Source organism: Hoeflea sp. BAL378, from assembly GCF_000759435.1.
Lineage (GTDB): Bacteria > Pseudomonadota > Alphaproteobacteria > Rhizobiales > Rhizobiaceae > Hoeflea.
Genome location: NZ_JRJG01000021.1, coordinates 1 through 26119, shown reverse-complemented (window position 1 = coordinate 26119; position 26119 = coordinate 1). Strand labels below are relative to the sequence as shown.

22 protein-coding genes, 1 other RNA gene and 1 pseudogene are annotated in these 26119 nt (G+C 66.7%); 13 read left to right on the top strand and 11 right to left on the bottom strand.

All coding sequences use genetic code 11. From position 1 onward, the window contains the following. The 3 genes from LL06_RS06585 to LL06_RS06575 form a co-directional block, all read right to left on the bottom strand. Nucleotides 1-702, bottom strand: a 702-nt coding sequence (locus LL06_RS06585) for an amidase (protein ID WP_161784941.1), incomplete at its 3' end; no start/stop codon positions are given. 34 nt (nt 703-736) lie between these two features. Further along, nucleotides 737-1660 carry a DMT family transporter gene (locus LL06_RS06580; RefSeq protein ID WP_152599515.1) on the bottom strand — a complete coding sequence of 308 codons (924 nt, stop codon included), beginning with the start codon at nt 1658-1660 and terminating at the stop codon, nt 737-739. A gap of 135 nt (nt 1661-1795) precedes the next feature. Next, a complete protein-coding gene (locus LL06_RS06575) occupies nt 1796-2428 on the bottom strand; it encodes a LysE family translocator (protein WP_035523947.1) in 633 nt (210 codons plus the stop codon). A 252-nt stretch (nt 2429-2680) separates the two neighbouring features. Here LL06_RS06575 and LL06_RS06570 point away from each other — a divergent pair, with 252 nt between their 5' ends. The 4 genes from LL06_RS06570 (at nt 2681) to LL06_RS06555 (ending at nt 6592) form a co-directional block, all read left to right on the top strand. Beyond that, the gene (locus tag LL06_RS06570) at nt 2681-3901 is read left to right on the top strand and encodes an alanine racemase (RefSeq protein WP_035523945.1); all 1221 of its coding nucleotides are present in this window, start codon (nt 2681-2683) and stop codon (nt 3899-3901) included. Nucleotides 3902-4043: 142 nt separating this feature from the next. Beyond that, nucleotides 4044-4520 carry a YetF domain-containing protein gene (locus tag LL06_RS06565; protein ID WP_152599514.1) on the top strand — a complete coding sequence of 159 codons (477 nt, stop codon included), beginning with the start codon at nt 4044-4046 and terminating at the stop codon, nt 4518-4520. Between the two features lie 111 nt (nt 4521-4631). Beyond that, nucleotides 4632-4877: a hypothetical protein gene (locus tag LL06_RS06560; RefSeq protein ID WP_035523943.1), complete on the top strand. Its 246-nt coding sequence runs from the start codon at nt 4632-4634 to the stop codon at nt 4875-4877. A gap of 176 nt (nt 4878-5053) precedes the next feature. Then, entirely contained in the window at nt 5054-6592 is a 1539-nt protein-coding gene (locus LL06_RS06555; RefSeq protein WP_081963720.1) for a cation:proton antiporter, read from the top strand. Nucleotides 6593-6596: 4 nt separating this feature from the next. On the opposite strand, the gene LL06_RS06550 is transcribed toward LL06_RS06555, so the two are convergent. Next, a complete protein-coding gene (locus LL06_RS06550; protein WP_035523940.1) occupies nt 6597-7784 on the bottom strand; it encodes a lytic murein transglycosylase in 1188 nt (395 codons plus the stop codon). A gap of 203 nt (nt 7785-7987) precedes the next feature. After that, nucleotides 7988-8698, bottom strand: coding sequence for a glycoside hydrolase family 25 protein (locus tag LL06_RS06545; RefSeq protein ID WP_244447060.1), 711 nt, complete (start codon nt 8696-8698; stop codon nt 7988-7990). Nucleotides 8699-9271: 573 nt separating this feature from the next. Between LL06_RS06545 and LL06_RS06540 the strand changes: the two genes are divergently transcribed. Continuing rightward, on the top strand, nt 9272-10747 hold the full coding sequence (locus tag LL06_RS06540; protein ID WP_035523934.1) for an EAL domain-containing protein: 1476 nt from the start codon (nt 9272-9274) through the stop codon (nt 10745-10747). 171 nt (nt 10748-10918) lie between these two features. Continuing rightward, nucleotides 10919-11380, top strand: coding sequence for an HIT family protein (locus LL06_RS06535; RefSeq protein WP_035523931.1), 462 nt, complete (start codon nt 10919-10921; stop codon nt 11378-11380). Nucleotides 11381-11384: 4 nt separating this feature from the next. Here the strand turns inward: LL06_RS06535 and LL06_RS06530 are convergent, their stop codons facing one another. Then, nucleotides 11385-15011, bottom strand: coding sequence for a hydantoinase B/oxoprolinase family protein (locus LL06_RS06530; protein ID WP_035523929.1), 3627 nt, complete (start codon nt 15009-15011; stop codon nt 11385-11387). A gap of 123 nt (nt 15012-15134) precedes the next feature. Here LL06_RS06530 and LL06_RS06525 point away from each other — a divergent pair, with 123 nt between their 5' ends. Both LL06_RS06525 and LL06_RS06520 read left to right on the top strand, forming a co-directional pair. Continuing rightward, nucleotides 15135-15668: a winged helix DNA-binding protein gene (locus LL06_RS06525; RefSeq protein WP_035523926.1), complete on the top strand. Its 534-nt coding sequence runs from the start codon at nt 15135-15137 to the stop codon at nt 15666-15668. A gap of 188 nt (nt 15669-15856) precedes the next feature. Further along, a complete protein-coding gene (locus tag LL06_RS06520) occupies nt 15857-16711 on the top strand; it encodes an NAD(P)H-binding protein (protein WP_035523923.1) in 855 nt (284 codons plus the stop codon). Nucleotides 16712-16748: 37 nt separating this feature from the next. On the opposite strand, the gene LL06_RS06515 is transcribed toward LL06_RS06520, so the two are convergent. After that, nucleotides 16749-17669: a DMT family transporter gene (locus LL06_RS06515; RefSeq protein ID WP_081963721.1), complete on the bottom strand. Its 921-nt coding sequence runs from the start codon at nt 17667-17669 to the stop codon at nt 16749-16751. A 141-nt stretch (nt 17670-17810) separates the two neighbouring features. Between LL06_RS06515 and LL06_RS06510 the strand changes: the two genes are divergently transcribed. The 3 genes from LL06_RS06510 (at nt 17811) to LL06_RS06500 (ending at nt 20067) form a co-directional block, all read left to right on the top strand. Next, nucleotides 17811-18521 (top strand): DnaJ family molecular chaperone, encoded by a 711-nt coding sequence (locus LL06_RS06510; RefSeq protein ID WP_035523921.1) that lies wholly within the window; start codon nt 17811-17813, stop codon nt 18519-18521. Continuing rightward, the gene (locus LL06_RS06505) at nt 18518-19279 is read left to right on the top strand and encodes an N-acetylmuramoyl-L-alanine amidase (protein ID WP_035523918.1); all 762 of its coding nucleotides are present in this window, start codon (nt 18518-18520) and stop codon (nt 19277-19279) included. The genes LL06_RS06510 and LL06_RS06505 overlap by 4 nt, the downstream gene beginning before the upstream one ends. A gap of 275 nt (nt 19280-19554) precedes the next feature. Then, a complete protein-coding gene (locus LL06_RS06500) occupies nt 19555-20067 on the top strand; it encodes a lytic transglycosylase domain-containing protein (RefSeq protein WP_035523915.1) in 513 nt (170 codons plus the stop codon). A 47-nt stretch (nt 20068-20114) separates the two neighbouring features. On the opposite strand, the gene LL06_RS06495 is transcribed toward LL06_RS06500, so the two are convergent. The 3 genes from LL06_RS06495 to LL06_RS06485 all read right to left on the bottom strand — a co-directional run bounded on the left by LL06_RS06495 (nt 20115) and on the right by LL06_RS06485 (nt 24450). Beyond that, nucleotides 20115-21383, bottom strand: coding sequence for a pilus assembly protein TadG-related protein (locus LL06_RS06495; protein ID WP_081963705.1), 1269 nt, complete (start codon nt 21381-21383; stop codon nt 20115-20117). A 215-nt stretch (nt 21384-21598) separates the two neighbouring features. Continuing rightward, nucleotides 21599-22987 (bottom strand): MATE family efflux transporter, encoded by a 1389-nt coding sequence (locus LL06_RS06490; RefSeq protein ID WP_035523913.1) that lies wholly within the window; start codon nt 22985-22987, stop codon nt 21599-21601. A gap of 242 nt (nt 22988-23229) precedes the next feature. Then, nucleotides 23230-24450, bottom strand: a complete 1221-nt coding sequence (locus LL06_RS06485; RefSeq protein ID WP_244447059.1) for an EAL domain-containing protein — start codon at nt 24448-24450, stop codon at nt 23230-23232. Between the two features lie 243 nt (nt 24451-24693). Here LL06_RS06485 and rnpB point away from each other — a divergent pair. Beyond that, nucleotides 24694-25119: RNase P RNA component class A (gene rnpB, locus LL06_RS26310), an RNA gene on the top strand. Between the two features lie 22 nt (nt 25120-25141). On the opposite strand, the gene LL06_RS06480 is transcribed toward rnpB, so the two are convergent. Then, a complete protein-coding gene (locus tag LL06_RS06480; protein WP_035523911.1) occupies nt 25142-25741 on the bottom strand; it encodes a GNAT family protein in 600 nt (199 codons plus the stop codon). A 146-nt stretch (nt 25742-25887) separates the two neighbouring features. Between LL06_RS06480 and LL06_RS28050 the strand changes: the two are divergent. Then, a pseudogene (locus tag LL06_RS28050) lies at nt 25888-26119 on the top strand (5-formyltetrahydrofolate cyclo-ligase); the annotation flags it as partial.

Here is a 26119-nt window from a genome sequence, read left to right as displayed (position 1 = left end):
ACCGACGCGGATCTTCGACGGATCGACGGGATCGTCGTCCGGCCGGGCGACGAGATCGCGGCCGGTCAGCAGCGCCGCCAGCAGCGCCACGTCGGCGACGCCCGCGGCGAACAGGCCGACGGTGTCGAGCGAGGGCGCGAAGTGCTTCATGCCGGTGGCGGGCAGCATCCGGTAGCTCGGCTTGTAGCCGGCGATGCCGCAATAGGACGCGGGGCGGATCACCGATCCGCCGGTCTGGGTGCCGGTGGCGGCGGGGATCATGCCGGCGGCCACCGCCGCAGCGGAGCCCGACGACGAGCCGCCGGGCGTATGGGCGGGATTGTGCGGATTGACGGTGGCGGCGGGATCGAGAAAGGCGAATTCCGTGGTGACGGTCTTGCCGATGATGGTGGCGCCCAGCCTGCGGGCAAGCGAGACGATGGCCGCATCGACGCGCGGCCGGTAGCCCTCATAGGCGGGCGAGCCGTAGCAAGTGGGCTGGTCGAACGTGTCGAAGATGTCCTTGACGCCGAGCGCCACGCCCGCGAGCGGGCCCTGCGTGCTGATCGCCGGTTCGGCGGCGACATGGGCGAAGGCCTTGATCGACGCATCCTTGCGGGCGATGGCGTCGCGGCTCAGCGCCACCATCAGCTCCGGACCCGCCTTGCCCGCGTCGCGCGCCTTGATCAGGGCGGCCAGGCTCATCATGCGATTCTCGGCCATCCGCGGCTCTCCCCAGGCGACTCGGCGGAGCCGCTCACTTCCGTTTTATGGCGAGCCTGTTGTCCAGTGACAAGAGCCCCAGCGCGATGAGGCCCAGGCCCAGCATCTCGGTGAGCGAGAGCGTTTCGCCGAGAAACAGGATGCCGAGCAGGATCGCCGAGGGCGGCACCAGCAGGGTGACCAGCGAGGCCGAGGTGGCGCCGGCGACGCTGAGGATGCGGAAATAGAGCACATAGGCGAAGGCGGTGGAGAGCAGCGCCAGCGCCAGGATCGCGGCGATCACCTCCATCGGCGGCACCGGGAGCGTCCAGGGCCGGTCGACGACCAGCGCGAAGGGAAGCATGATCAGGCTCGAGGCGGTGAGCTGCCCGGTGGCGGTGACGCGCGGCGACACGCCCTTGAAGCGCTTGCCGAAGGCGGCGGCGAAGCCATAGGAGACCGCCGCGCCGACCACCGCGAGCTTGGCCCAGAGCGGCGTTTCGGCGATGCCGAGCGCCGCCGGGCCGATGAGCAGCACCATGCCCGCGAGCCCGAGCACGCAGCCGATCAGCTTGGCGGCGGAGATCTTCTCGTCGGTGGTCAGGATCTGGGCGATGATGACCGTCCACAGCGGCGTGGTGGCGTTGAGGATGGAGGCGAGCCCCGCCCCGATCTCGGTCTGGCCCAGGAAGATGAGGGTGAAAGGGATGGCGTTGTTGATCAGGCCCAGCACCAGGAGCTCGGGCCAGCGGCTCAGAAGCGTCCGGTAGAAATCCGGCTGGCGGCCGAAGGCGAGGTGCAGGGCGAGCGCGGCGAGGCTCACGCGGAACAGGACCAGCGTCATCGGCGGCACATGCTGCACGGCCACCCGGGCAAAGAAGAAGGATCCGCCCCAAATCAGGCCGAGCAGGATGAGCAGCCCCCAGGTCGAGGCGGACATCGACGGAGCGAGGGCGCGGGGCAGCGGGGACTGGGGCATGGCATGAGGTCTCTTGACTGGTTGCTGCAGGGTGCTTGCCACGCCGTCCGTCGCGGCGCCACCCGAAAACGCATCCCGCTCCTCTGCCGGTCACCGGCCCGGGCAGCCGGTTTGGGAAGCGAGGCGCGCGATGCCTCAGCGGCGGGCTTCGACGGCCATGTTGACGGCGAGGCCGGCGAGCACCGTGCCCATCAGCCAGCGCTGCAGCCTGGACCACAGCGGATGGGCGGCGAGGAAGCGCGAGATCGCTCCGGCGCACAGCGCAATCAGCGAATTGAAGCTGACGCTCACGGCAATCTGCACCGCGCCGAGCGCCAGCGACTGGGCGAGCACCGAGCCCCGCGAGGGATCGATGAACTGCGGCAGCAGCGACAGGTAGAGCATGGCGACCTTGGGATTGAGCAGGTTGGTCAGGAATCCCATCAGGAACAGCTTGCGCACCGGGTCATGCGGCAGGATCCTGACCGCGAAGGGCGAGGTTCCGCCGGGCCTGAGCGCCTGCCAGGCGAGCCAGAGCAGATAGGCGGCGCCGGCGAAGCGCAGCGCGTCATAGGCGAGCGGCACGGCGAAAATGAGCGCGGTGATGCCGACGGCGGCCGAGAACATGTAGACGAGGAAGCCCACGGCCACGCCCGCGACCGAGACCAGGCCCGCCGCGGGCCCCTGGGTGATCGAGCGCGAGATCACATAGATCATGTTCGGGCCCGGGGTCAGCACCATGGCGAGCGCCACCAGGGCAAAACCGGTCAGATGGGCGAGGTCGGGCATGGTGCGGCCTGGTGCGCGTGAGGGAAGGAGGTTGTGCAGCTAAGCCCCGGCGCCCGGGTCTGTCACGATCAAAATAGTGATGGGACCGATCGATTTGGCTGCTGGAACGGCGGCCGCCAGGGACGGACCGGGCGCGCCGGAGGCCGCCCGTTCCCCGTTCCTGACCGGTCGCGGGCAACCTCTGTCGCCGCCCGGCGTTGATTGCGACACAGTTCAATGATGTAAGGCCATGAGCCACGAGGGAGATCATCGATGCAACGATTCGCCACGGGAACCGAAGCCGCCCTCACGCTGAGGCCCGACCATCCGCTCTATTGCTTCCGGCCGGACGTGCTCAAGCAGGACGCGGTCAACTTCATGAAGCTGTTTCCGGGCGACACCGCCTATGCGGTCAAGACCAATGGCGAGCCGATGGTGCTCAAGACGCTGGTCGAGGCGGGGGTGAAGATCTTCGACGTGGCCTCGCCCGGGGAATTCGCCGCCGTCCGCGCCGCCTCCAAGACCGCGGAGATGCTCTACATGCATCCCGTCAAGGCCCAGTCGGACATCCGGCTCGCGCTCGAGAAATACGGGATAAGGGTGATGTCGCTCGACCACGAGGACGAGATCGCCAAGGTGCTGCGGATCGTGCGCGCGCTCGACCTCGACCCGGCCTCGATCACCATCTTCGTGCGGCTGCAGACCAAGGGCCACGCGATGTACGAGCTGTCGAAGAAATTCGGCGCAGCACCGGGCCACGCGGTGGAACTGGTGCAGCGGCTCGACCGGATCGGCTTCAAGGTGGGGCTCTGCTTCCATGTCGGCAGCCAGGTCGAGGAGGCGGAATCCTACGAGCTCGCGCTCAAATCCGCCGACTGGGTGCGCAACCGCGCCGGCGTGACGCTGGTCGGGCTCGATGTCGGCGGCGGCTTCCCCGCGGTCTACGGCCACGATCCGAACCGCAAGTCCAAGCCCATGCCGCCGCTCGAGGAGCTGATGGCGGACCTGCGCTCCAACATCACCGAATGGGCCTTCGACGACATGCCGCTGGTGGCCGAGCCCGGCCGCGTGGTGGTGGCGCGGGCGTTCTCGCTGGTCGTCCGGGTGCTGCTCCGCAAAGGCCGCCGTCTCCACATCAATGACGGCATCTGGGCCTCGCTGTCGGACAGCTGGACCGGCAAGATCACGCTGCCGGCGCGCTTCATTCCCGATCCGGCGCGGCGCATCCGCAAGGGCGACGCCGAGAACGTGGTGCCGTTCCGGGTCTGCGGTGCGACCTGCGATTCGGTCGACATATTGTCCAGGCCGTTCTGGCTGCCCGAGACCGTCGATACCGGCGACTGGATCGAGATCGGCCATATCGGCGCCTATTCGCTGTCGCTGAGGACACGGTTCAACGGCTTCTATCCCGACGATTTCGTCGAGGTGACGACGCCCTTCGGCGACGAGGGCGCGCCTGACGGGTTCGCGAGTCTCGAGACGATGGCCAATTGAGGCGATCTCTCCGCCTGGCGTGGCGGAACATCATCGGGAACTAAAGGCCCGCCCCGGGGTTTGATCTCTGCCGGCAGTGCGAAGGGGAACGCCCGTCTCGCGATGCCGGCCCTCAAGATTGAACCCGAGTGGAAGGCGCCCCGTGGAACCCCCGATCTTTTTCGATACCTGGTCAGGCCTCGGCCGCATCCTCGCCACCGGGCTTCTCGCCTATCCGGCGGTGATCCTGATGCTCAGGATCTCCGGCAAGCGCACCCTGAGCAAGTTCAACGCGTTCGACTTCATCGTCACCATCGCGCTCGGATCGATGCTGGCGTCGGTCATCGTCACCGGATCGGTGCCGCTGGCCGAGGGTCTGCTGGCGCTGGCGATGCTGATCGGCCTGCAGTATGGAATCACCTGGCTGTCGGTGCGCTCCGACCGGTTCCAGACGCTGATCAAGAGCAATCCGCGGCTCCTGGTGCATCGCGGGATCTACCAGGACCGGGCGATGCGCGACGAGCGCGTGACCCGGGCCGAGATCGCCGCGGCGCTGCATGCGCAGGGCAAGGCGGAAGTCTCCGACCTGTCGGTGATCCTCGAGACCGACGGGTCCCTGAACGTGTTCGCGCCGGCCTAGGCGCGGACAGACCCAGGCCCGGCCGCGCGCATCTGTCACGCGGTTGCGGGCGCCGATCTGCGGTATTGTACCGCTCAAAGGCGGCCGGTAGGCTACCCGGGAGTACATGCGATGCCCAAACTGATCCGTTTCGTGCTTGTCAACACTGCCTTCGGCGTCCTGATCGGCTGGCTGGTGGCCGCAGGCGTGGTCTATTCCAACATCAACGGCTTCGGCGACCTGATCTGGAGCTCATCGAGCCGTGTCGCGGGCGTGTTCATTCTGATGGTCTCGTTCGGCACCACCTTCGGCTTCGCGGTGCTGGCGACCGCGGTGATGCTGATGCCGGTCGACAAGGACGACTTCGACAAGCTCTGAGCGGCGCGCCGCCCGCGCCCCCGCTTTCCCTCTCCCTTGCGCTTGGGCCGCAAGCCATGGCCGCGTGCTCCACATCCATCCCCCTCCCGCCTATCGAGGCCGGAGCGTCCGATCTGCAATCAGGCGGTTCCGCCCGCCGGCAGGATACTCTAGGCTTGACGGCGAAGGAGTGACGGATGGAAGAGCAGATCTCGGGCGCGGTCGACACGGTGGGCGGCGTCGTCGGACAGGCGGTGGCGCAGGTGGTCGAGCAGGCCGCCCATGGCGGCCATCACGGCGGGGCGCTGGTGGCGATCGCCATCGCGGTGGCGATCGCGGCGCTGATGGGGCTCGGCTTCATGCGGCTGAGACAGCCGCCGCTGGTGGGCTTCATCCTGGCGGGCCTGGCGCTCGGGCCGACCGGCATGGGCGTGATCTCGAATTCCGACAATGTCTCGCTGCTGGCCGAGCTCGGCGTGGTGGTGCTTCTGTTCTTCATCGGCATGGAACTGTCGATCAAGGCCTTCGTGCTGAGCCTCAAGCAGGCGGTGCTGGTGGCGAGCGGGCAGCTCGTCGTCGCCATGGCGCTGGCGGCGGCGCTCGCCTTCGTGCTCGGCGCGAGCCCGTCGGAGACGCTGATCCTGGGCTTCATCATCGCGCTGTCGAGCACGGTGGTGGCGATGAAGATGCTCGACGAGATGGGCGAGCTCCGGCATGCGCCGGGCCGGGTCGCCGTCGGCGTGCTGATCGCCCAGGACATCGCCGTGGTGCCGATGCTGATCATGGTCTCGAGCCTCGGCGGCGACAGCATCGATTACGGCGACGTGGCCTTCAAGGTGGTGGTGGCGGTGATGCTGCTCGCGGGGCTGTTGTGGTGGTTCGGCCGCAATCCCAAGCTCAAGCTGCCTTTCGCGGAAGCGATCGAGGACAATGTCGACCTGCTGGCGATCGGATCGCTGGCGCTGTGCTTCTCGGCCGCCGCGCTGTCGGGTCTCGCCGGCCTGTCGCCGGTCTACGGCGCGTTCCTGGCGGGTATCGTGGTCGGCAATTCGACGCTTCGCAGCCGCGTCATTCCGGTGATCGAGCCGATCCAGAGCATCCTGCTGGTGGTGTTCTTCCTCTCGATCGGGCTTCTGATCGATCTCGACTTCATCCTGGGCAATCTGTGGCTGGTGCTGGCCGCGGCACTCCTGGTGGTGGGGATGAAGACCGCGCTCAACATCTTCCTGCTCCGCATCACCGGATCGGACCCCAAGACCGCGCTGCTCGCCGGCCTGTCGATGGCGCAGATCGGCGAATTCTCCTTCGTGCTCGCCGCCGCCGGCTTCGCCTCGGGCGCGCTCGGCGCCGACATCTACCGCCTGGCGATCGCGGTCACCGCGATCTCGCTCCTGGTCTCGCCGATCTGGTTCAACGCCATGGAGCGCGTCGAGGAGCTCGCCAACGAGGGGCTCGATTCCTACAAGCAGGCGCTGAGCCAGGCCTATGAGGACGAGCTGGACGGGGTGGAGAACGTGATGTGGGCGGTGCGGGCGCGCTACCGGGCGCTCCGCTTCGCGCTCTACCAGCGCCGCGCCCGTCGCTCGGCCGCCAAGGCCGGGGCGGCCGCCGGCTCCTTTCCCCATCCCGGCGAGGAGGAGGGCGGGGGGCCGGCCGCGGGGGTCCGGGAGAAGCCCGGCCCGGACGCGCCGGACACCACCGACACCGACGCGTCCTCCGCTCCGGACAGGCGCTGACCGGTCACAGCCGGTTGAGCAGGTCCTGGTCCGGCCAGCCGTCGGCGGGGAGCCCGAGGCGGAGCTGCTCGGCGCGCACCGCGGCCCTAGTGCCGCCGCCCAGGATGCCGTCGATGTCGCCGACATCGTGGCCGAGCGCGACCAGCTTCTGCTGCAACTGCTTCATCGCCACGTCGCCGAGACCGTCGCCGGGATTGCCCGCATCATAGGGCTTGGCGCCGGCCAGCCGCGTGGCGAAATAGGCGGCGGAGACGGTGTAGATGAAACTCTGGTTCCATTCGAGATAGATCGAAAAATTCGGAAAGGCCAGGAAGGCCGGGCCGTTTCGGCCCTGCGGGAACAGAAGGTCGGCGGGCAGGTTCTGCGTGGTCGGCGCGCCATTGGGGAAGCTCACGCCCAGGGCGGTCCAGTCACTGAGCGTCATGCCCTGGCCCAGGCCGGACTTTTCAAAGGGAAAATTTCCTTCGGGAAGGGAGACTTCCGCGAGCCACGGTTCACCCGCGCGCCAACCAAGGCCGTTGATGTGCTTGGCGGCGGTCAGGATCGCGTCGGGCGAGGAGGTCTTCAGATTGACATGGCCGTCGCCGTCGCCGTCGACGCCATGGTCGATGATGTCGCGCGGCAGCATCTGCACCTGGCCGACTTCGCCGGCCCAGGCGCCGGTGGTGCCGGTGGGATCGAGATCGCCGTGGCCGACCATCTCGATCGCGGCGAGCAGCTGCGGCCGGAACAGTTCCGGCCGGCGGCAGTCATGGGCGAGCGTCGCCAGCGCATTCATGGTGTTGAAATCGCCCTGCACCGCGCCGAAATCGGTCTCCAGTCCCCAGAAGGCGGTGATGACGGCGGCGGGCACGCCGTATTCGGCCTCGGCGCGGGCGAAGACCTCGCCGAACTGCTTCATTTTCTGGGCGCCGACCTGCATGCGGTTGGCGCTGACCGAGCGGCGCGAGAATTCGAGGAAGGTCTGCCGGAACACGCCCTGGGCCCGGTCGCGCGACAGCACTTTGTTGTCGACCGAGACGGTGCGCAACGCTGCCTGCGCCACATCCGGGCTCACGCCGCTGGCGATCGCCTCGGCTTTGACGCCCTCGAGAAATTGCGCGAAATTGCCGCCGCAGGCGGGCGCCTGGGCCAGCGCCGGGGAGGCGGCAAGGCTTGCGAGGACAAGGGCTAGGGGAAATTTCGATGTCATGGTGGCGTCAACTCCTCTTGGTGCGGGGAACCCACCGCATATTTGTGGCGATGATGAGGTGATTTCCGCGATACCACAAGGCGTTCTGCCCCTTGCGGTCTTCCGCCCGCGCTGCGAGGCCGATCGTGGTAGATCTAGGGGACGACCGCGCTCACCCGCCGGGCACGTTCATCGGCGATGCGGCAGCGATTGCGTCCCACACCCTACCGCCCGTATTTCTGCAGCCATTCCTTCCATTGCTTCCTGTTGCCGGCGAAGGCGTTGATGTCGGTGTCGCCCTTGATGCCGGGCATCATGCCGGTGCCGGTATATTGCCAGAAGGTCCAGGGGTGCTCGGGATAGATGTCCTGCGGGTGGGCGGCGACCGAGCGGAGCCAGAACTGATAGCCCTTGAAGTGGCCGTCGAGGTTCTCGCGGTGGAAATCGACCGGCGTGTAGATGATCGGGCGCTTGCCGTAGTGCTTGCCGACGATGTCCATCCAGAGCTTCATTTCCGCGCGCACGGTCTCGGGGTCGGGGCGCGAGGTGCAGGTGCGCGAGGCATGGTTCCACTCGACATCGAGCACCGGGGGCATCTGCACCGCGGAGCGCGCCACATTGGCGATGAACCATTCCGCCTGTTCGCGCGCCGGACGGCAGAAATAATAGAAGTGATAGGGCGCGTGCGGGATGCCCGCGGCGCGGGCGCCGCGCCAGTAGCTGTCGAACCGGCTGTCGCTGTGGTCGCCGCCTTCGGTGGCCTTGATGAAGACGAAGGAGACGCCGGCCTTGCGGACCTCGCTCCAGTCGATCTCGCCCTGCCATTTGGAAATGTCGATGCCGTGGACCGGATAGCGGTCGGGGTGGTGCTTGCCGAATTCCACAGGCTTGCGGTCGCCGTAGCGCCCGGGGCCGGGCGCCTCGAGCTTGACCACCTCCGGCTTGTTCGCCGCGGGCGAATTCTTGGGGCTGCCGATCGGCTGGAGATCGGCTTCGAGGCTGGTGGAGCTGCAGCCGGCCAGGCCGAGGGTCGCGGCAGCGACCAATGCGGCCAGCGTCCGTCTTGCGCCGAACCTCGGCTTGGCGCGCACGGGCGCGTCGCATCCGAGGAAGGTCGCTGGGGCTGCGGGACCTGAGGGGCGGTGGGGCATGGTCTCTGCTTTTTCAAATCAGTGTGTGTGATCAGGGATTTACACGAGATCGTGGGCAGCGTGAATCCGGCGCGGGTGTCTGGATCGGAGATGGTTTCCCGGTTGTATATCGGCAAAAGCTTAAATTTTGAAAAACATAATAAATCATATGTTTACCATGAAAAATTGCGGGTGACATTTTGTTAAAACCTGTCGGCGCATGATGGCTACGGAACAGGAGTATTTAGCATGATGCTGAATTCTTATCTGCCAAACGGACTCAGGCGATATGCAATCGCTGGTTTGGCACTCGCGACTATCGCACCTCTGGCTGTCTACGCCGGAGACATTCTTGCTGGCACGGCCGGCGGATTGGAAATGGCCGGTCTCGGCCTGGGCGCCATCGCGGCGCCGATCGCCTTCTTCGGCCTCCTCGCCGGGCACGCGCGCCGCCACCACCGGCTGGCCCGGCTGTTCAAGAGCGAGAAGGACAAGACCAAGCAGCTCAGGAAGGCCGCCTATCACGACGCGCTCACCGGTTTGCGCAACCGCCGCGCCCTGAGCGAGGACGTGGAGCGCTTGCAGGCCGGCCGAAGCGGCGGCGCACTGCCGCTCACGCTGTTCCTGTTCGATCTCGACCGGTTCAAATTCATCAACGACACCATGGGCCATGCCGCAGGCGACGCGGTGCTCAGGGCGCTGGCCGAGCGCCTCAAGCAGCAGTGCGGCCCGGACCGCCAGGTCTACCGGCTCGGCGGCGACGAGTTCGTCGTGGTCTGGAAGGGAGCGTGTTCCCGGGACGAGAGGGTGGAATTCTGCGACGAGCTCATCTCCCAGGTGTTTCGCCCGGTGAGCCATGGCGGCGGCGCGATCGACACGTCGGGCAGCATCGGCATCGCGGTGTCGGAGGACGATGGCGTTCCCCTGTCGGACCTGCTCAAGCGCGCCGACCTGGCGCTTTACCACGCCAAGTCGACGCCCGGCGCCAGCCACTGCTTCTTTTCCGAGGACATGGACACGCACTACCGGCTGCGCCGCCAGCTCGAAGCGACCATGCGCGACGGCATCACCAGCGGCGCCTTCGCGGTGGATTACCTGCCGGTGGTCAGGGCCGCGACGCTGATGCCGTCCGGCTTCAAGGCAAGGCTGCGCTGGAACCATCCCGATCACGGCAATGTCGCCCATGACGTGTTCATGCCGATGGCCGAAGGCAGCGGCCTGATCGTGCTCCTGGGCAAATGGATGCTGCGGCGGGCGCTCGCCGACGCGTCGAGCTGGGATGAAAACGCCGAGATCACGCTGCCGGTGTCGGCGCTCCAGTTCCAGGATCCGTGTTTTTCGACCCTGGTGCTGATGGCGCTCGACACGGCGCGGATCGCGCCCCACCGGCTCGTGCTCGACATAAGGCCCAATACCGCCATCGGCGAGTGCCCCGTGGCGCTGGCCAATCTCGAGGCCCTGCGGGCAGGGGGCGTCCAGATCGCGGTCAGCGAACTCGCCGCCAGCGTCGCCGGCCTGTCGATGGCGCGGCCCTATCCGGTGGACCGGGTGCGGCTCGATCTCGGCCGGATCAAGGCCCTTGCCGGCGAAAAGCGGGCAGCGCAGATGCTCAACCTGTTCCTGCAACTCGCGGCCACGGTGGGAACGCCGGTGACGCTCACCGGCGTCGACAGCGAAGACGATCTCAAGATGGCCTGCGCGGCCGAGCCGGCGGAAGTGCAGGGGTGCTTCACCGGCGCGCCGCTCTGCCCCGAACAGGCGCAGCAGTTCTTCACCTCGATGGACGGCCAGGCGCGGCTCAGTCCCGACAACCACAACAGCCCGGTCGACACCGGTTTTCGCGAGGCCTGCTGAGGCGAGGATCGCCGCGATCCTGATCGTGCAGAATGGGTCCGCTTCAGGACCGCCGGGGACGCGCCGATGCCGCCTTAGGCAACCGGCGCGCCGCCGCGGCCTCATCGTGCTTTACATCCTCCGGCTCGATTGTAAGTTTCGCAGCCCCACGCTCACTCGGAAAGACGACCCATGGAACGCGACCCTCACGCCTCGGCCCATCCCTGCATCTTCTGCCGGATCGGCCGCGGAGAGATTGCGGCGCATGTCATCCATGAGGAGGACGAGATCCTCGCCTTCCTCGACATCGGGCCGATCCGGCCCGGCCACGTTCAGATCATCGCCCGCGCCCACTATCCCTGGTTCGAGGACCTGCCGGAGCCGCTGGCGGCTAGGATCATGGCGCTTGGCCAGAGGATCGCCCGCGTGCAGAAACAGATCTACGGCGTGCCGCGCGTCGCCTTCATGTTCACCGGCGGAGACGTGGCGCATGCGCACGCCCATCTCGTGCCGATGGTCGAGGGCGACGACGTGACCTCGCGGCGCTACATCGTCGAGGAGACGGTGACGTACCGCCCCATCCCGACGCCGCCGCCTGCGGACATGGCGGACACCGCCGCCCAATTGCGGGCGGCGCTGGCGAACGTCTCCTGAAGCGTCAGGCCCTGCCGGCGCCGCCCGCGGTCGGCGTGGTCAGGATCACCGCGTCGCCTGCCTCCAGGATCGTCTGGTCGCAGGCTTTCAGCGTTTCGATGGTTCCGTCGCGGCGCCGGACCTGGGTCATGCCGACCTGGCCCTCGCCGCCGCCATCGATGCCGAGCGGCGGGCGGTTGCGGTGCGAGGACAGGATGGCGAGATCCATGCGCTCGAGGAAGCGGATGGTGCGCCTGGTGCCGTCGCCGGCCTTGAACCGGCCCTTGCCGCCCGAGCCTTCGCGGATATGGAAATCCTCGAGCTGGACGGGAAAGCGCATTTCCAGGATTTCCGGGTCGGTGAGGCGCGAATTGGTCATGTGGGTGTGCACGCCCGAGGTGCCGTTGAAGCCGCGGCCCGAATTCTCGTAGCCCGCCGGCGAGCCCGAGCAGATGGTCTCGTAGTACTGGTACCTGGCGTTGCCGAAGGTGAGATTGTTCATCGTGCCCTGGCTGTTGGCGAGCGCGCCCAGCGCGCCGAAGATGGCGTTGGTCACATGCTGCGAGGTCTCGACATTGCCGGCCACGACCGCGCGCGGATAGGCGGGCTTGAGCATCGAGCCTTCGGGGATGATGATCCTGATCGGCCTCAGGCAGCCGGCGTTCATCGGGATCGGCTTTTCCACCATCACCCGGAAGCAGTAGAGCACGGCGGCGCGGGCCACCGGCTCGGGCGCGTTGAAATTGTTGGCGATGGCGTCCGAAGTGCCGGTGAAATCGACGGTGGCCTCGCGGCGCTCGCGGTCGACCGAGATCTTCACCTTGATCACCTGGCCGGTGTCGGTCGGGTATTCGTAGGCGCAATCGGACAGGGTGGAGATCACCCGGGCGACGCTTTCGGCAGCGTTGTCCTGGACATGGCCCATATAGGCCTCGACCACCTCGAGCCCGAAATCGGCCACCATCTTGCGCAGATCCGCCACGCCCTTCTCATTGGCGGCGATCTGCGCCTTCAGGTCGGCCACGTTCTGGACGACGTTGCGGACCGGGTAGGGATGGTCGGTCAAAAGCTCGAACAGCTCGGTCTCGCGGAAGCGGCCGCGCTCGACGATGCGGAAATTGTCGATCAGCACGCCTTCCTCGTCGACGGTCGTCGCAAGCGGCGTCATCGAGCCCGGCGCGGTGCCGCCTACATCGGCGTGGTGGCCGCGCGAGGCCGACCAGAACAGGATCTCCGACCCGTCGTCGGAGAAGACCGGGGTGACCACGGTGATGTCGGGCAGGTGCGTGCCGCCATTGTAGGGCGCGTTGAGCGCAAAGACGTCGCCGGGGTGGATGTCGCCTTCGTTCAAGCGGATGATGGTTTCGACCGAGCGGTCCATCGAGCCCAGATGCACCGGCATGTGCGGCGCGTTGGCGACCAGCGCCCCGGTGCGGTCGAAGACGGCGCAGGAGAAGTCGAGCCGCTCCTTGATGTTGACCGAGTAGGCGGTGTTCTGCAGCGTCACCCCCATCTGCTCGGCGATCGACATGAACAGGTTGTTGAACACCTCGAGCATGATCGGGTCCGCCTGGTCGGCGCCGATGGCGAGCGCCCGGTCGAGCTTCTCATAGCGCGTCAGCACGACATGGTCGCGGGCGTTGATGCGGGCTTCCCAGCCCGGCTCGATGACGATGGTCTGGTTGGGCTCGATCACCAGCGCGGGGCCGGCGATCCGGTTGCCGGGCTTGAGGCTCTCGCGGCGGATGATCCGCGCCTCGCGCCAGGCGCCGCCCGAATAGATCTTCCGGGTCTCGCCGCCCTCGGCCTCGCCCTCGACGAGCGCTTGTTCGGGCTCGATGCGGTGGTCCTGACGGTCGTCGAGGCCTTCCACCGAGATCGCCTCGATGATGATGGTCTTGTTGTCATAGATGAAGCCGAACTGGGCCTTGTGGGCGGTCTCGAATTCGGCGCGGGCGGCCGCGAAATCATGGTCGGAGAAGGCGACGGGGATCGTGGTGTCGGTGCCGTCGTAGCGCAACTGCAGAAGCGGCCGCCAGCTTATCGCGCTGTCGGGCACGCCCTGGGCCGCGAGCTCCTCGAACACGCCCTTGCAGAGCTGGTCGATGAGCATCTTCACCTCGGTGCGGCTGTCTTCGGCCAAGGGCTTGATCAGCGCCTGCTGGCGGCTGGCAAAGACGCTGGCGAGGCCAATGCCATAGGCCGAGAGCAGGCCGGAGAAGGGGTGGATCAGGATCGATTCCATGCCCAGCGCATCGGCCACCAGGCAGGCGTGCTGGCCGCCGGCGCCGCCGAAGCAGTTCAAGAGATAGCGGGTGACGTCGTAGCCGCGCTGCACCGAGATCTTCTTGATGGCGTTGGCCATGTTTTCGACCGCGATGGTGACGAAGCCCTCGGCGATCTCCTCGGCGGTCTTGCCGGGCTGGTCGCGCGCCAGATCCTCGAAGGCCTTCGCCACCGTCTCGCGGTCGAGCGGCTGGTCCTGGCCGGGGCCGAAGATGGCCGGGAAGAAGTCGGGCTGCAGCTTGCCCAACATCACATTGGCGTCGGTCACCGTCAGCGGTCCGCCGCGGCGATAGCAGGCGGGGCCGGGATTGGCGCCGGCCGAATCCGGGCCAGCGCGGAAGCGGCCTTCATTGGCATGCAGGATCGAGCCGCCGCCGGCGGCGACCGTGTGGATGCGCATCATCGGCGCGCGGATGCGGACGCCGGCGACCTCGGTGTCGAAGGCGCGCTCGTAGTCGCCGTCATAATGGGCGACATCGGTGGAGGTGCCGCCCATGTCGAAGCCGATGACCTTGGTGAAGCCGGCGAGCGCCGCGGTCTCGACCATGCCGACCACGCCGCCGGCGGGGCCGGAGAGGATGGCGTCCTTGCCGCGGAACATGTCGGCGGCGGTGAGCCCGCCCGAGGACATCATGAACTGCAGCGTCGGGCCGGGCTCGCCCGACGGCGTGGCGCCGAGCACGCTTGCCACCCGATCGACATAGCGCTTGAGGATCGGCGAGAGATAGGCGTCGACCACCGTGGTGTCGCCGCGGCCGACCAGCTTGGCCAGCGGCGAGACCTGGTGGCTCACCGAGATCTGGGCGAAGCCCGCGCGCTCGCAGGCGCCCTCGACGATGATCTCGTGTATCGGGTTCTGCCAGGCATGCATCAGCACGACGGCGACGGAATCGATGCCGTCGGCGCGGGCCTTGGCGAGTTCCGGCTCGAGTGCCGCGAGATCGGGGCCGCGCACGGCCTTGCCGTCGGCCATGACGCGCTCATCCACCTCGATGACGCGCTCGTAGAGCTGCTCGGTCAGGATGATTTCCTTGGCGAAGATGTCGGGGCGCGCCTGGTAGGCGATGCGGAGCGCGTCGCGGAAGCCCTTGGTGATGACCAGGGCGGTGCGGTCGCCCTTGCGCTCGAGCAGCGCGTTGGTGGCGACCGTGGTGCCCATCTTGACGTGGCCGATGCGGCTCGCCGGAATGGCGTCGTTGGCCGACAGGCCGAGCAGGTCGCGGATGCCCTGGATGGCGGCGTCGGGATAGGCCTCGGGGTTTTCCGAAAGCAGCTTGCGCTGGTGAAGCGCGCCGTCGGGCGCGCGGCCGACCACATCGGTGAAAGTGCCGCCGCGGTCGATCCAGAAATCCCATACGCCCGTCATGATGATGTCTCCTGCTGGTTCGCACCGCCCCGGATCTTGCCATGGACAGCGGCTCTCGTCCGCGTATAATGCGCATTGTCAGCATAACGTCAATATTTTGTCGATAAAATGTGAGTGAAAAAGATGGCAAGGCAGGATTCCCCTTCACCGAAAGGCATCGGCCCGATCGTTTCCGCCTCGCACCTGGCCGATGGCGGCCTGCCGGCGCTGTCGGAAATGGAGTTCGCGCTGGTGATCCTGAGCAACGCCTTCCAGCGCTGGATCACGCGCTGCACGGCGGCGGCCGGCGGCGAGGGCCTGTCGTCGATCGAGGTGCAGATCCTGCATGCGGTCAATCACCGCGAGCGCGACAAGAGCCAGTCGGAACTGTGCATGATGTTCAACATCGAGGACACCCATGTGGTGGCCTATGCGCTCAAGAAGCTCGAGGCGATGGGGCTGGTGGCGCCGGGACGGCGCGGCAAGGAGAAGACCGCGCGGATCACCAGGGAGGGCGCCGATCTCTGCCTGCGCTACCGGGCCCTGCGCGAGAAGCTGCTGATCGAGTCGGTCGCCTCGCTGGGTCTCGACGAGGCGCGGATCAGCGAGATCGCCGGCCTGATGCGGGTGATGTCGGGCCAGTACGACCAGGCCTCCCGGGCGGCGGCGAGCTATTGACCGCGCGTTCTGCCGGCTGAGAGGCAAAGCAGGGGGCAGGTTGCTTCGGGCATGGCGTGCGCCTTCGCGCACACAGCCGAACGGAAACTTTCACCGAATGTCCATGACCGCCGGTGACGCCGTATCGCTGACACCTGTTGTCACCCCGTGATGATAGATCCGGTGTCCCAATCGGACAGGAGAACGTGATGTATGTGATACTTGGCGGAACCGGGCGGGTCGGATCGGCGGTCGCCCGCGCCCTTCTGGACCACGGAGAGGCGGTGACGGTGGTCACGCGCGATGACCGCCACGGCGAGCCCTTGCGCAAGGCAGGCGCGGCGATCGCGGTTGCCGATATTCGCGACGCCGACGGCCTGCGCGGCATCTTCCGGTCCGGCAGGCGCGCCTTCCTGCTCAACCCGCCGGCGGACCCGACGGGCGACACCGACGCGGAGGAGCGCGGCAACGTGGCCGCCATCCTGTCAGCGCTTGAGGGATCCGGCCTTGAGAAGGTCGTCGCGCAATCGACCTACGGCGCCTTCGCCGGGTCGCGCTGCGGCGATCTCACCGTCCTGCACGCCTTCGAGCAAGCCCTCCTGCGACAGGCCATCCCCGCGGCGATCAACCGGGGCGGCTATTACATGAGCAACTGGGCCGGAATGACGGAGATGATCCGGGAGAGCGGCGTGCTGCCAAGCTTCTTTCCCGCCGACCTCGCCATTGCCATGGTCGCGCCGGCCGACCTGGGAGAGGCGGGTGCGCTGCGTCTGATGTCGGGACCAGGGGACGTGGGCATCCGGCACATCGAAGGACCGGATCGCTACACGGCGAACGATGTCGCCGCCGCCTTCGCCCGCGCGATGGACCGGGACGTCACGGTGGAGGAGGTCGCCCGCGAGGCCCTGGAGAGCAGTTTCCGGGAGATGGGGTTCTCGGACCAGGCGGCGGCGTCCTATGCCTGCATGACCCGCCGGGTGATCGACGGCAAGACGGACACGGCGGAGGATCCGATCCGCGGAAGCGTGTCGCTGGAGAGCTACATCGCTTCCCTTGCGGCATAAGGCCAGGTGCCGCGGCGCGGACCGGCCCCGAAGGGCCTCAGCCCACCTTGGCCTTGCGGCCGCACCAGACGACGACGCCCACGGCGATGGCGAAGCCCAGCATCACCGGGGTGATTGTCTCGCCGAGCAGCAGGGCCGAGACGCCGAGGGTGACGAAGCTCTGCAGGAGCTGCACCTGGCCGACGCGGGCGATGCCGCCGATGGCCAGGCCCCAGTTCCAGAAGATGAAGCCCGCGAACATCGAGCCGAGCGAAAGATAGGCGAGCGCCGTGAACGCCGCCGCGCCGGGGTCGCTTACGCCGCTCTCCCAGCTATAGGCGGTGCCGGCGAGCGACAGCGGCGCGGTGATGACCAGCGCCCAGCTTATCACTTCCCAGCCGGGCCGGGTGCGGGCGAGCTTGCCGGAGATGACATAGCCGCAGGACGCCGACAGCGCCGCGCAGGCAAGCCACAGATCGCCGATGCCCGGTTCGATGTCGGCGCCCGACAGCGAGAAGATCATCACCAGCGCCGCCCCGGCGACGCTCCAGGCCCAGAAGGCGAGGCCGGGACGCTCGCCGCCAAACAACGCCGCGAAGGTGGCGGTCATCAGTGGCAGCACGCCGAGCACGACGCCGCCATGGGAGGCGGGCACGGTCTGCATGGCGACGCTGGAAAAGCCCGGAAAGCCGTAGATCAGCAGCACGCCGGCGGTGAACAGCGACGCCGCGTGCTGGCGCGGAAACCGCTTTCGCATGATGAGGAGCGTGGCGCCCGCCACCAGGGCCGCGATCGCGGCGCGGCCGAAGGTGATGAAGGCGGGCGAGAAGCCCTCGAGCGCGATGTGGGTCGCGGGCAGGGTGGCGCCGAAGATGACCACGCCGACGAAGCCGATCGCCAGGCCCGCGAGCGGATGGGCGGGGCGGACGGGGCGGCCAGTAGGATGAATCGTCGCAGTCGGGTCTTGTGCTTTGGACATGTGACCGCCATAGCGGCCGGACACGGCCGCGGTCCAGTGAATTCCGGCGATGGCGGCGATCGCTCAGCGTGATGGATCGTTCACCTGATTGTGCGCCGCGCCATACTCGATTTCTGCAGCCGGATCGGGTAAACACAGGATATGTCCCTGTTCAGCCGCCTGTTCGATTACATCGGTGAGACTGCCCAGACCGCCTTTTCGGGGGTCGTGGAAGCCGTGCTCACGGTGTTCGCGGGCGATCCCGAGACCCGGCGCAGGGTGGCGTTTTCGGTGGCGGTGATCGCGCTGTCGGCGAAAATGGCCAAGGCCGACGGCATCGTCGCGCCCGAAGAGGTGCGCGCCTTCCAGGAAATCTTCACGGTTCCCGCGGACGAGGCGAAGAATGTCGCCCGGCTCTACAATCTCGCCAAGCAGGACGTGGCGGGCTACGACATCTATGCCCAGCGGGTGGCGGACATGTGCGGCTCCGGCCACGCCAATTGCGCCATGCTCGAGGACGTGCTCGACGGGCTGTTCCACATCGCCAAGGCCGACGGCATCGTGCATGAGAAGGAGCTCGATTTCATCGCCCATGTAGCCGAAATCTTCCGGATCGACGAGCCGAATTTCCAACGTATCCTGGCGCGGCACGTCCATCCCGACGGCATCGATCCCTATGCGGTGCTGGGCCTGCCCGACACCACGCCCTTCGACGAGGTGAAGAAGCGCTACCGCGCGCTGGCCGCCGACAGCCATCCCGACAGGCTGCGCGCCCGCGGCGTGCCCGAGGAATTCCTCACCATCGCCAATGACCGGATGGCGGCGCTCAACGATGCCTATGCCGTGATCGAGAAAGCCCGCGTCGCGGCATGACCGGGTTCACGCCTGATTTCGCGTCCGCCGCCGTGCGCCCTTCGCCCAATCACGGCGAGCGCAGGGATGGCCGCAAGCCCGACATGCTGATCCTGCACTACACCGGCATGCCAAGCGCCGAGGCCGCGCTCGAATGGCTGTGCGCGGAGGAAAGCCAGGTCTCGTCGCATTATTTCGTCGACGAGGAGGGCCGGATCCTCCAGTTGGTTCCGGAGAACCGGCGCGCCTGGCATGCGGGCCAGAGCCACTGGAAGGGCGAGACCGATCTCAATTCGGCCTCGATCGGCATCGAGATCGCCAATCCCGGCCATGCCGCGGAATCGCCGCCGTTTCCCGATGCGCAGATCGAGGCGGTGATCCGGCTCTGCCGCGACATCATCGACCGTCACGCCATCCCCGCCGAACGGGTGCTGGCGCATTCCGACATCGCGCCGATGCGCAAGCAGGACCCCGGCGAGATCTTTCCCTGGGATCGTCTCCATGCCGCCGGCATCGGCCACTGGGTCGAGCCGCTGCCCGTCGGCGGCGGGCGGTTCTTCCAGGAAGGTGACGCCGGCCAGCCGGTCGAGGCGCTGCAGACCATGCTGGCGCTCTATGGATATGGCGTGCGCGCCGACGGGGCCTATGACGCGGAGACGGCGGCGGCGATCCGCGCCTTCCAGCGCCATTTCCGCCCCGCGCGGGTGGATGGAGTGGCCGACGCCTCGACCATCGGCACGCTGCACAGGCTGCTCACGGACCTGACCGCGGTCGCCTGAGTCGCGTGCCGCGGCTGCTGGCCGAAATCCGCAGTAAAGGCAAGCGCAATCTGCCCGAATGTTACAGGCTGACACGCAAGTTTATTGCGATGCGTCATTTTTTTGTTGCCGGGTCACAAAAGCGCCGGGCTGTGCCCTGATTGAGACCGCTCCAACGCACGGACCAGACGAGGGCGGACGGCTTCTCCGGGTCCATGCGGAAATGCAACGCGCCAGGGGACGCCCGGTTCCATCGATGACCGGGTCGCAAGGCGCAACCGGAGTAAAATACAATTATGCGTCCAATTTTCACGGCTGCCGCGGCGGCCTTGCTTTCACTTGCGCTTTCGGGCTGCGAAACCACCGGAACCTCGAACGAAACCACCGGCTCCATCTCCAGCGGCGACATCAAGTCCTCCAGCCTGAGCCTCGGTTACACCACACGTCCCTACGGCAAACTGATCTCGAGCTACGCCAAGACGCACGGCGTACCTGAATCGCTCGCCCATGCGGTGATTTCGGTGGAGAGCAACTACCGCGCCAATGCGCGCGGCGCGGCCGGCGAAATCGGGCTCATGCAGATCAAGCCGACGACGGCGCGGATGATGGGCTACCGCGGATCGGCCAAGGGCCTCTACGATCCCGACACCAACATCAAATACGGCATGAAATATCTTGCCATGGCGCACAAGCTCGGCGGCGGGTCGACCTGCGGCACGATCCTGAAATACAATGCCGGCCACGCGGCCAAGCGCATGAACCCGGTCTCCAAGCGCTACTGCGGCAAGGTCTCCGCATTGATGAAGTAAGGTCTTGCACCCCAGGCCTCGCCCGCAGCATCGGGTGGGGGCCGGGGTCAGTTGACCAGGCGGGCGCCGGCGCCCGCGCCACCGCTGCCCCCCGGTCGGGGACCGTCATAGGGCGAAAGCTTCCAGTTGGCCGAATTCATGATGATCGTGTTGACCACCAGCGAGATCCTGCTCGCCTGGTTGGTGGTCGAGTTGTAGGTGGCGTTGCGGTTGGGCAGGTGGATGATGCCGGTCAGGCTTTCGCCCAGCGAGCCGTTGAAGACATATTGCTGCTTGTTGGCGTTGTTGGCGGCGTCGGATGTCTTTTCGAACATCAGCACCCCGGCGTAGGGCCCCGTCGTCGGCGCCGAGGCGGTGAAGGTGAGGCCGCCATTGGCGCGGATCTCGCTGCCCACGTCCGGATAATAGAAGGTCACGCCCTCGGCCAAGACGGTCGAGCCGGAATTCAGGATCATCCGGCCCTTGATGATGTGCAGCCCCGGCTTGAAGGTCACCGTCGGGCTGCCGTTGAAGGTGGTGTCGCAGTGCACCCCGGGATTGAGCGTGAAGCTCGCGCCGCTGAGCGCGCCCTGGGTGGCGCAGGTCGACGGCACCGCCGGCTCGGCGATCTTGCCGGCATAGGGGTCGTCCGCCACGCTGCAGCCGACCTTGAGGTTGCTCAACGTGCCGCCGTTCTGGATGTAATTGGCGCCCTTGACGCAGAATTTGGCGGTGTCGATCACGGCCCCTGCATTCATGATGAAGGCGGGTGCTGCGGTGGAATGGACGTTGACCTCGCACTCTTTGGCGTCGAGCCTGGCGCCGGAATTGATCAGCACAGCCTGGCTCACATTGCCGAGCGCGTAGATGCAGCCGGCGCCGGCGCTGTCGCTGCCTCCGGCCTTGATGGCCGTCGCCGAGACGCTGATCGGGATGGTGTCGAGATGGATGATCTTGAGGAACGCGGTCGGATGCGGCATGCGCAGCGTCCCGGTCAGGCTGCCGTCGCCATTCGACACCAGCACCAGCGACATGCCGGCTTCCTGCATTTCCAGCGCGGAGAGGTCGGAATCCGAGATTTCGCGAATATGCGAGGTCGCCGTTTCGAGCTGCCTGTCGGCGTCGGTCTCGTGCACGGCGGCCAGGATGGCGGCGTCGAGCTCATCCTGGAAGCGGACCTTCTGGCCCATGGCGTGGACGATGTCGACGACGCCGCCGGCCACCACCAGCAGCAGCGGAATCAGAAGCGCGATGATGATGCTGAAATTGCCGGCGCGGTCCCTGCCGAACCTGGCGGCAGTCCGGAAACTTTCCGAAGACAAGGTCTGAAACAACATGATCTCTCGGCCCTAAAGTCGCTGTAGGGCCGGTTGTACCGCAAACAACGAAATATTCCGTGAATCCGCCCGGCAAGGAGCCATTCCGGCCGGCGCGATCCTGAGGGCGCCCGGCCCTGGCGGGGAATGGAGCGGATTCGCCGATGCCGTGTCCTCGATCAGAAGCCCCGGGCGGCGGCGTTGTCCGCGCCGCCGCACCGGTGTCGCCGACCGGTTCATCCACGGCTTTCGAACAGGCCCCATCTGTTTCCCGCCACTGCCCTGCGACGGGCGAGGACGGCCATGGTGAGGATCAGCACCAGGACTTCCGCCAGCATTCCCGCGTACCAGATGCCCGGCTCGCCGAACCACCAGGGCAGCGCGAAGGTGAGCGGCAGGGCGAAGAGATAGGTCCGCGCAAGCCCCAGCACAGCCGCCCGGGGAGCGTCCCCGATCGACTGGAAATAGGTGCCGATCATCATCAGCGGACCGAAGATCGCCATGGTCGCGACCGTGTAGGGCAGGATCCGTGCGATCTCGGCGGAGATCCGCGCGTCATCCACGAAGATGAAGCCGATGCCAGACCGGGCGAGCAGGAAGACCAGTTCCACTGCGGCGCAGTAGGCGAAGGCGACGATGACCGCGAGGACGATGGCGCGGTCGGTTCTCGCCGCCAGCCTCGCGCCGTAATTGTTGGCGGCGATGGTTTGAAAGGCCATGCTCAGACCGAGAAGCGGCAGGAAGGAGAATGTCATCAGGCGGGTGATGATGCCGAAGGCCGCCGCTGTCGCCGCGTAGCTGTCCGCAGCCCAGAGCTGCAGGCAGAAGAGCGTCACTCCCGCCGACAGCGAGAGGCCGACATAGCCGAGGCTGGATGGGGCGCCCAGAGCAAGCAGGTCCTTCCAGAGGTTCGTGCCCGCCCAGAGCGGCCCCCGTTGCGTGCGGCTGGTCCGGCCGGCGGATCGCCGGTAGCAAACGACCGCGGCCATGGCGCAGGATTGCGCCAAGACCGTGCCCCAGGCGGAGCCGGCCACGCCCGCCCCGAACCTGACGATGAAGAGATAGTCGAACCCGATGTTGAGCAAGGCCGACATCAGCGTGATCGCCGCCATCGCGCCCAACCGTCCTTCGCTGCGCAATGCGGCAATGTTGATGGCCAGCAGGAAGACCAGCGGCGAGCACAGGACGAGGATGGAGATATAGGTGTAGCCGAGGCTTGCCAGGCCCACGTCTCCGTCGGCCGCCATCAGGCTGAGCCTGTGCCCGAAGGCCAGGAACAGGGCAATCAGGCCGGCGCAGACCACCAGCGCCAGTTGGGCGGCCTGGGCGAGGGCGGTGCGCGCGCGATGGTGATCGCCGCCGCCGAGCAAACGGGCGAACACGCTGGCGAACCCGTTCGACACCAGGGTCGAAAGCGCCACCAGCAGCATGTAGAGCGGAAACATCAGGGTGACCGCCGTCAGCGCTTCAGCGCCGACATAGGCTCCCAGGAAATAGGCATCCACCACGGTGAAAAGCCCGTTGACGCCCATCACGACGATGATCGGAGCGGCGGTCCTGGCGAACAGGCGGGGCAGGGACCCGCTCAGATAGACATTGGCTTGGGGTGTCGACAATCCTGTCATCACAAACCTCTTTCAGTGGTCGGATGCGGATAGGGACGGGCGCTCGCATTGCCATCGGACCGCATTCAACTGAAATCGGTGGATGAAAGAGTGTGGGAAGGACTTCACCATGGACAAGCCAGCGAGCGGCGGGGGCCTTCACCCCGCCGGCTGGATATTGGACGCGACCTTGTTTGTCAAACGCAATTCAACCGGGGCCGGAGCCGCCGGTCCGGGAGGCCGCGCGTGCCGTCATCCGCCCCTCAGCCCGCGCTACGGGCCAGGCCTGGCGCCATTTCGAGCACATCCGAAAGCTCGCCCGGCTTGCCCAGCAAATAGCCCTGGCCATAGGGCACGCCGAGCAGGCGCAGGGTCTCGAGTTCGGCCTTGGTCTCGATGCCTTCGGCGATGATGACGCAGTGGGTCTCGTGCGAGAAGAACAGCAGCGCCGAGGTGAGGGCGCGCCGCGCCGCGTCGGAATCGATGTCGCGGGTCAGCGACATGTCGAGCTTGATCGCGTCGGGGGCCAGCGAGAGGATGTGGCTGAGGCTGGCGTAGCCGGCGCCGGCGTCGTCGATGGCAAGCCTAACACCCAGTTTGCGCAGCGGCGCCAATGCCTTGCTCAGCGTCTCGTAACTGGACACGGCGTCATGCTCGGTGACTTCGAGCACGAGGCGCGCGCCGATCTTGCTGTCGATCAGGGCCTCGATGCCGCCCTCGATGATGGTGGAGGGCGAGGCGTTGACCGACAGATAGGCGTCCGTCGGCAGACGGTCCAAGGCGCCGAGCGCCGATTTGATCACCGCCAGCTCGAGTTGCTGGCCGAGGCCCGCGGCATGGGCGTCGGCGAACCATTTGTCGGGCGACCGGTAGGGCTCGGAGGAAAACCGGCACAGGGTCTCGAAACCGCTCGCCCGTCCGCTCGAAAGCCGGACGATCGGCTGAAACACGCAGCGGAAGGATTCCTCATCGAGCACGGCCTTGATCAGCGCGCGGTTGCTTGCGAGCTGCCGGTCGTTCTTGATCTCGGTGATGATCTGCGAGCCGACCAGATCGGCGAAGACCTGCATGACCTCGAGGTCGCGCTGGTTGAGCGAGGGCTGGGGGCGGGGACTCAGGCAACAGAACATGCCGAGGATCTCGCCCGACGCCGAGGTGATCGGCACGCCGATATGGGCGCCGACCGGCGTGGTGCGGGTGAAGGGAATGGACATCGCCAGCTCGCAATAGGCGGTGTCGGTCATCAGTTGCGGCAGGCGGCCATGGAGAATATGGCCGCAATAGATATCGTCCTGGGACATGGAGCCGCCGGGCTTGAACGGCGTGTCCACCTCGGCGGCGTCGACCGCTTCGAACACCACGGTGTTGGCCTCCAGCCGGCAGACATAGGCGACTTCCATGCTGAGGTGTTTGCGGATTGCTTCGAGCGCCGTCTGGATGGCCTGCGGGGAGTCTATTCCACCGGTAAAGAAGTTCTTAAGCACGTTGACGACCCTGTGTGAGGATGAAGACTGTCCTAATGTACCGGTTGTTGCACGGCAGCAATTAAAACCTAATTAAAGTTGTGGAACTGCCTGGTCTTAACCCAAAAGATGCTTGTCCCAAGCAACGCGGCGCACATGGGCTGCGGGCGCGGGTCCGGCAGCGGGCGCAGGCAGCCAAAACACTTGCCGCGGCGGCACGGGTTTGGCTGGTCATAAGCGGTCATGTGGTCTAAGGAAGGCGCGCCAGTCGGCCGGGCAGCCGCGCCCTGCAGCGTCGAAAGACAGCAGGGGGAGGAAAGTCCGGGCTCCACGGATAAACGGTGCCGGATAACGTCCGGCGGGGGCGACCCCAGGGAAAGTGCCACAGAAAGCAAACCGCCCCGCCTTCTGATTGCCAGGTCACCTGGCGATCAGGCGGCGGGGTAAGGGTGAAAGGGTGGGGTAAGAGCCCACCGCGCGACCGGCAACGGAAGCGGCACGGTAAACCCCACCGGGAGCAAGACCGAATAGGGATGACGCCGGGCGCAAGCCCGACCCTTTTTCCGGGGTGATCATCCGGGTAGGTTGCTTGAGGTGCGCGGCAACGCGTATCCCAGAGGAATGGCTGCCACGTTCCGGTCCGCAAGGGCCGGGGCCATACAGAACCCGGCTTACAGGCCGGCTGGCGTTTTTTTGGCCCTGGAGGGCGGGGCTAGCCTCTCGGCTTCTCCAGTTGCCAGGTGAGGTTGGCCTTCACCGCGGGCCATTCCGAGGCGATCACCGAGTAGACGGCGGTGTCCCGGATCGAGCCGTTGGCCATGATCATGTTCGAGCGCAGGATGCCGTCGAGCTTGGCCCCCAGCCGCTCGATCGCCCGCCGGCTCTGCATGTTCATGAAATGTGTGCGGAACTCGACGCAGATGCAGCCGAGCGTCTCGAAGGCGTGCTGCAGCAGCAGAAGCTTGCACTCTGTGTTGAGCGGGGTCTTCTGCACCGATTGGCGGTACCAGGTGGAGCCGATTTCGACTCTCCGGTTCGGCGCGTCGATGTTCATGTAGGAGGTCATGCCGACGGCCCGGCCGCTCGCCTTGTCGATCACGGCGAAGGGCAGCATGGAGCCGGCCTTGCGCAGCCCGAGCCGCCGTTCGATTTCGCTGCCGACATTCTCGGGCCTGGGCACCATCGTGTACCAGAGCCGGTGCAGCTCGCCGTCCGCGGCGGCTTCGGCCAGATCGTCGCGGTGCTCCATCGACAGGGGAACAGCCAGCACGTGGGCGCCTTCAACCGAAAAAAGGTCGGGCCAGATCGTCATGGGGGAAAGCTCCGATTATGATTTCCAACACCCCGCTGCATAATCCAGAAATGCAGCGAGAGCGATGGGAAATGCGCCGCACCGGCGGGCCGGCGCGTCGCAATCAGGCGCGGCCTGGCACCGCGCTCCCGTGCTAGGCTGGCGCCATGACCGATGAGGGTGACGACACCGGTGGCTCCCCGGCCTGTTTCGCGCATCTGCTGATCGACGGCCAGCCGGTCGACGAGCAGACCCGCAGGGACGTGGCCGTGTTCCGCAAGGCCGAGCGGACCCGGCTCTATGCCGCCCGCGCCAAGGCGCCGCCGGATGAGCGCAGCGCCATGGCGGGCCGGATCGCGCAGCGGCTCGACGAGGTTCTGGGCGAGGTGTCGGGGCGGG

Excerpts from the sequence above, each read along its gene's own strand:
- LL06_RS06580 (WP_152599515.1), bottom strand. The coding sequence starts at position 1,660 with ATGCCCCAGTCCCCGCTGCCCCGCGCCCTCGCTCCGTCGATGTCCGCC.
- LL06_RS06575 (WP_035523947.1), bottom strand. The coding sequence starts at position 2,428 with ATGCCCGACCTCGCCCATCTGACCGGTTTTGCCCTGGTGGCGCTCGCC.
- LL06_RS06570 (WP_035523945.1), top strand. The coding sequence starts at position 2,681 with ATGCAACGATTCGCCACGGGAACCGAAGCCGCCCTCACGCTGAGGCCC.
- LL06_RS06560 (WP_035523943.1), top strand. The coding sequence starts at position 4,632 with ATGCCCAAACTGATCCGTTTCGTGCTTGTCAACACTGCCTTCGGCGTC.
- LL06_RS06555 (WP_081963720.1), top strand. The coding sequence starts at position 5,054 with ATGGAAGAGCAGATCTCGGGCGCGGTCGACACGGTGGGCGGCGTCGTC.
- LL06_RS06550 (WP_035523940.1), bottom strand. The coding sequence starts at position 7,784 with ATGACATCGAAATTTCCCCTAGCCCTTGTCCTCGCAAGCCTTGCCGCC.
- LL06_RS06540 (WP_035523934.1), top strand. The coding sequence starts at position 9,272 with ATGGCCGGTCTCGGCCTGGGCGCCATCGCGGCGCCGATCGCCTTCTTC.
- LL06_RS06535 (WP_035523931.1), top strand. The coding sequence starts at position 10,919 with ATGGAACGCGACCCTCACGCCTCGGCCCATCCCTGCATCTTCTGCCGG.
- LL06_RS06530 (WP_035523929.1), bottom strand. The coding sequence starts at position 15,011 with ATGACGGGCGTATGGGATTTCTGGATCGACCGCGGCGGCACTTTCACC.
- LL06_RS06525 (WP_035523926.1), top strand. The coding sequence starts at position 15,135 with ATGGCAAGGCAGGATTCCCCTTCACCGAAAGGCATCGGCCCGATCGTT.
- LL06_RS06520 (WP_035523923.1), top strand. The coding sequence starts at position 15,857 with ATGTATGTGATACTTGGCGGAACCGGGCGGGTCGGATCGGCGGTCGCC.
- LL06_RS06515 (WP_081963721.1), bottom strand. The coding sequence starts at position 17,669 with ATGTCCAAAGCACAAGACCCGACTGCGACGATTCATCCTACTGGCCGC.
- LL06_RS06510 (WP_035523921.1), top strand. The coding sequence starts at position 17,811 with ATGTCCCTGTTCAGCCGCCTGTTCGATTACATCGGTGAGACTGCCCAG.
- LL06_RS06505 (WP_035523918.1), top strand. The coding sequence starts at position 18,518 with ATGACCGGGTTCACGCCTGATTTCGCGTCCGCCGCCGTGCGCCCTTCG.
- LL06_RS06500 (WP_035523915.1), top strand. The coding sequence starts at position 19,555 with ATGCGTCCAATTTTCACGGCTGCCGCGGCGGCCTTGCTTTCACTTGCG.
- LL06_RS06495 (WP_081963705.1), bottom strand. The coding sequence starts at position 21,383 with ATGTTGTTTCAGACCTTGTCTTCGGAAAGTTTCCGGACTGCCGCCAGG.
- LL06_RS06490 (WP_035523913.1), bottom strand. The coding sequence starts at position 22,987 with ATGACAGGATTGTCGACACCCCAAGCCAATGTCTATCTGAGCGGGTCC.
- LL06_RS06480 (WP_035523911.1), bottom strand. The coding sequence starts at position 25,741 with ATGACGATCTGGCCCGACCTTTTTTCGGTTGAAGGCGCCCACGTGCTG.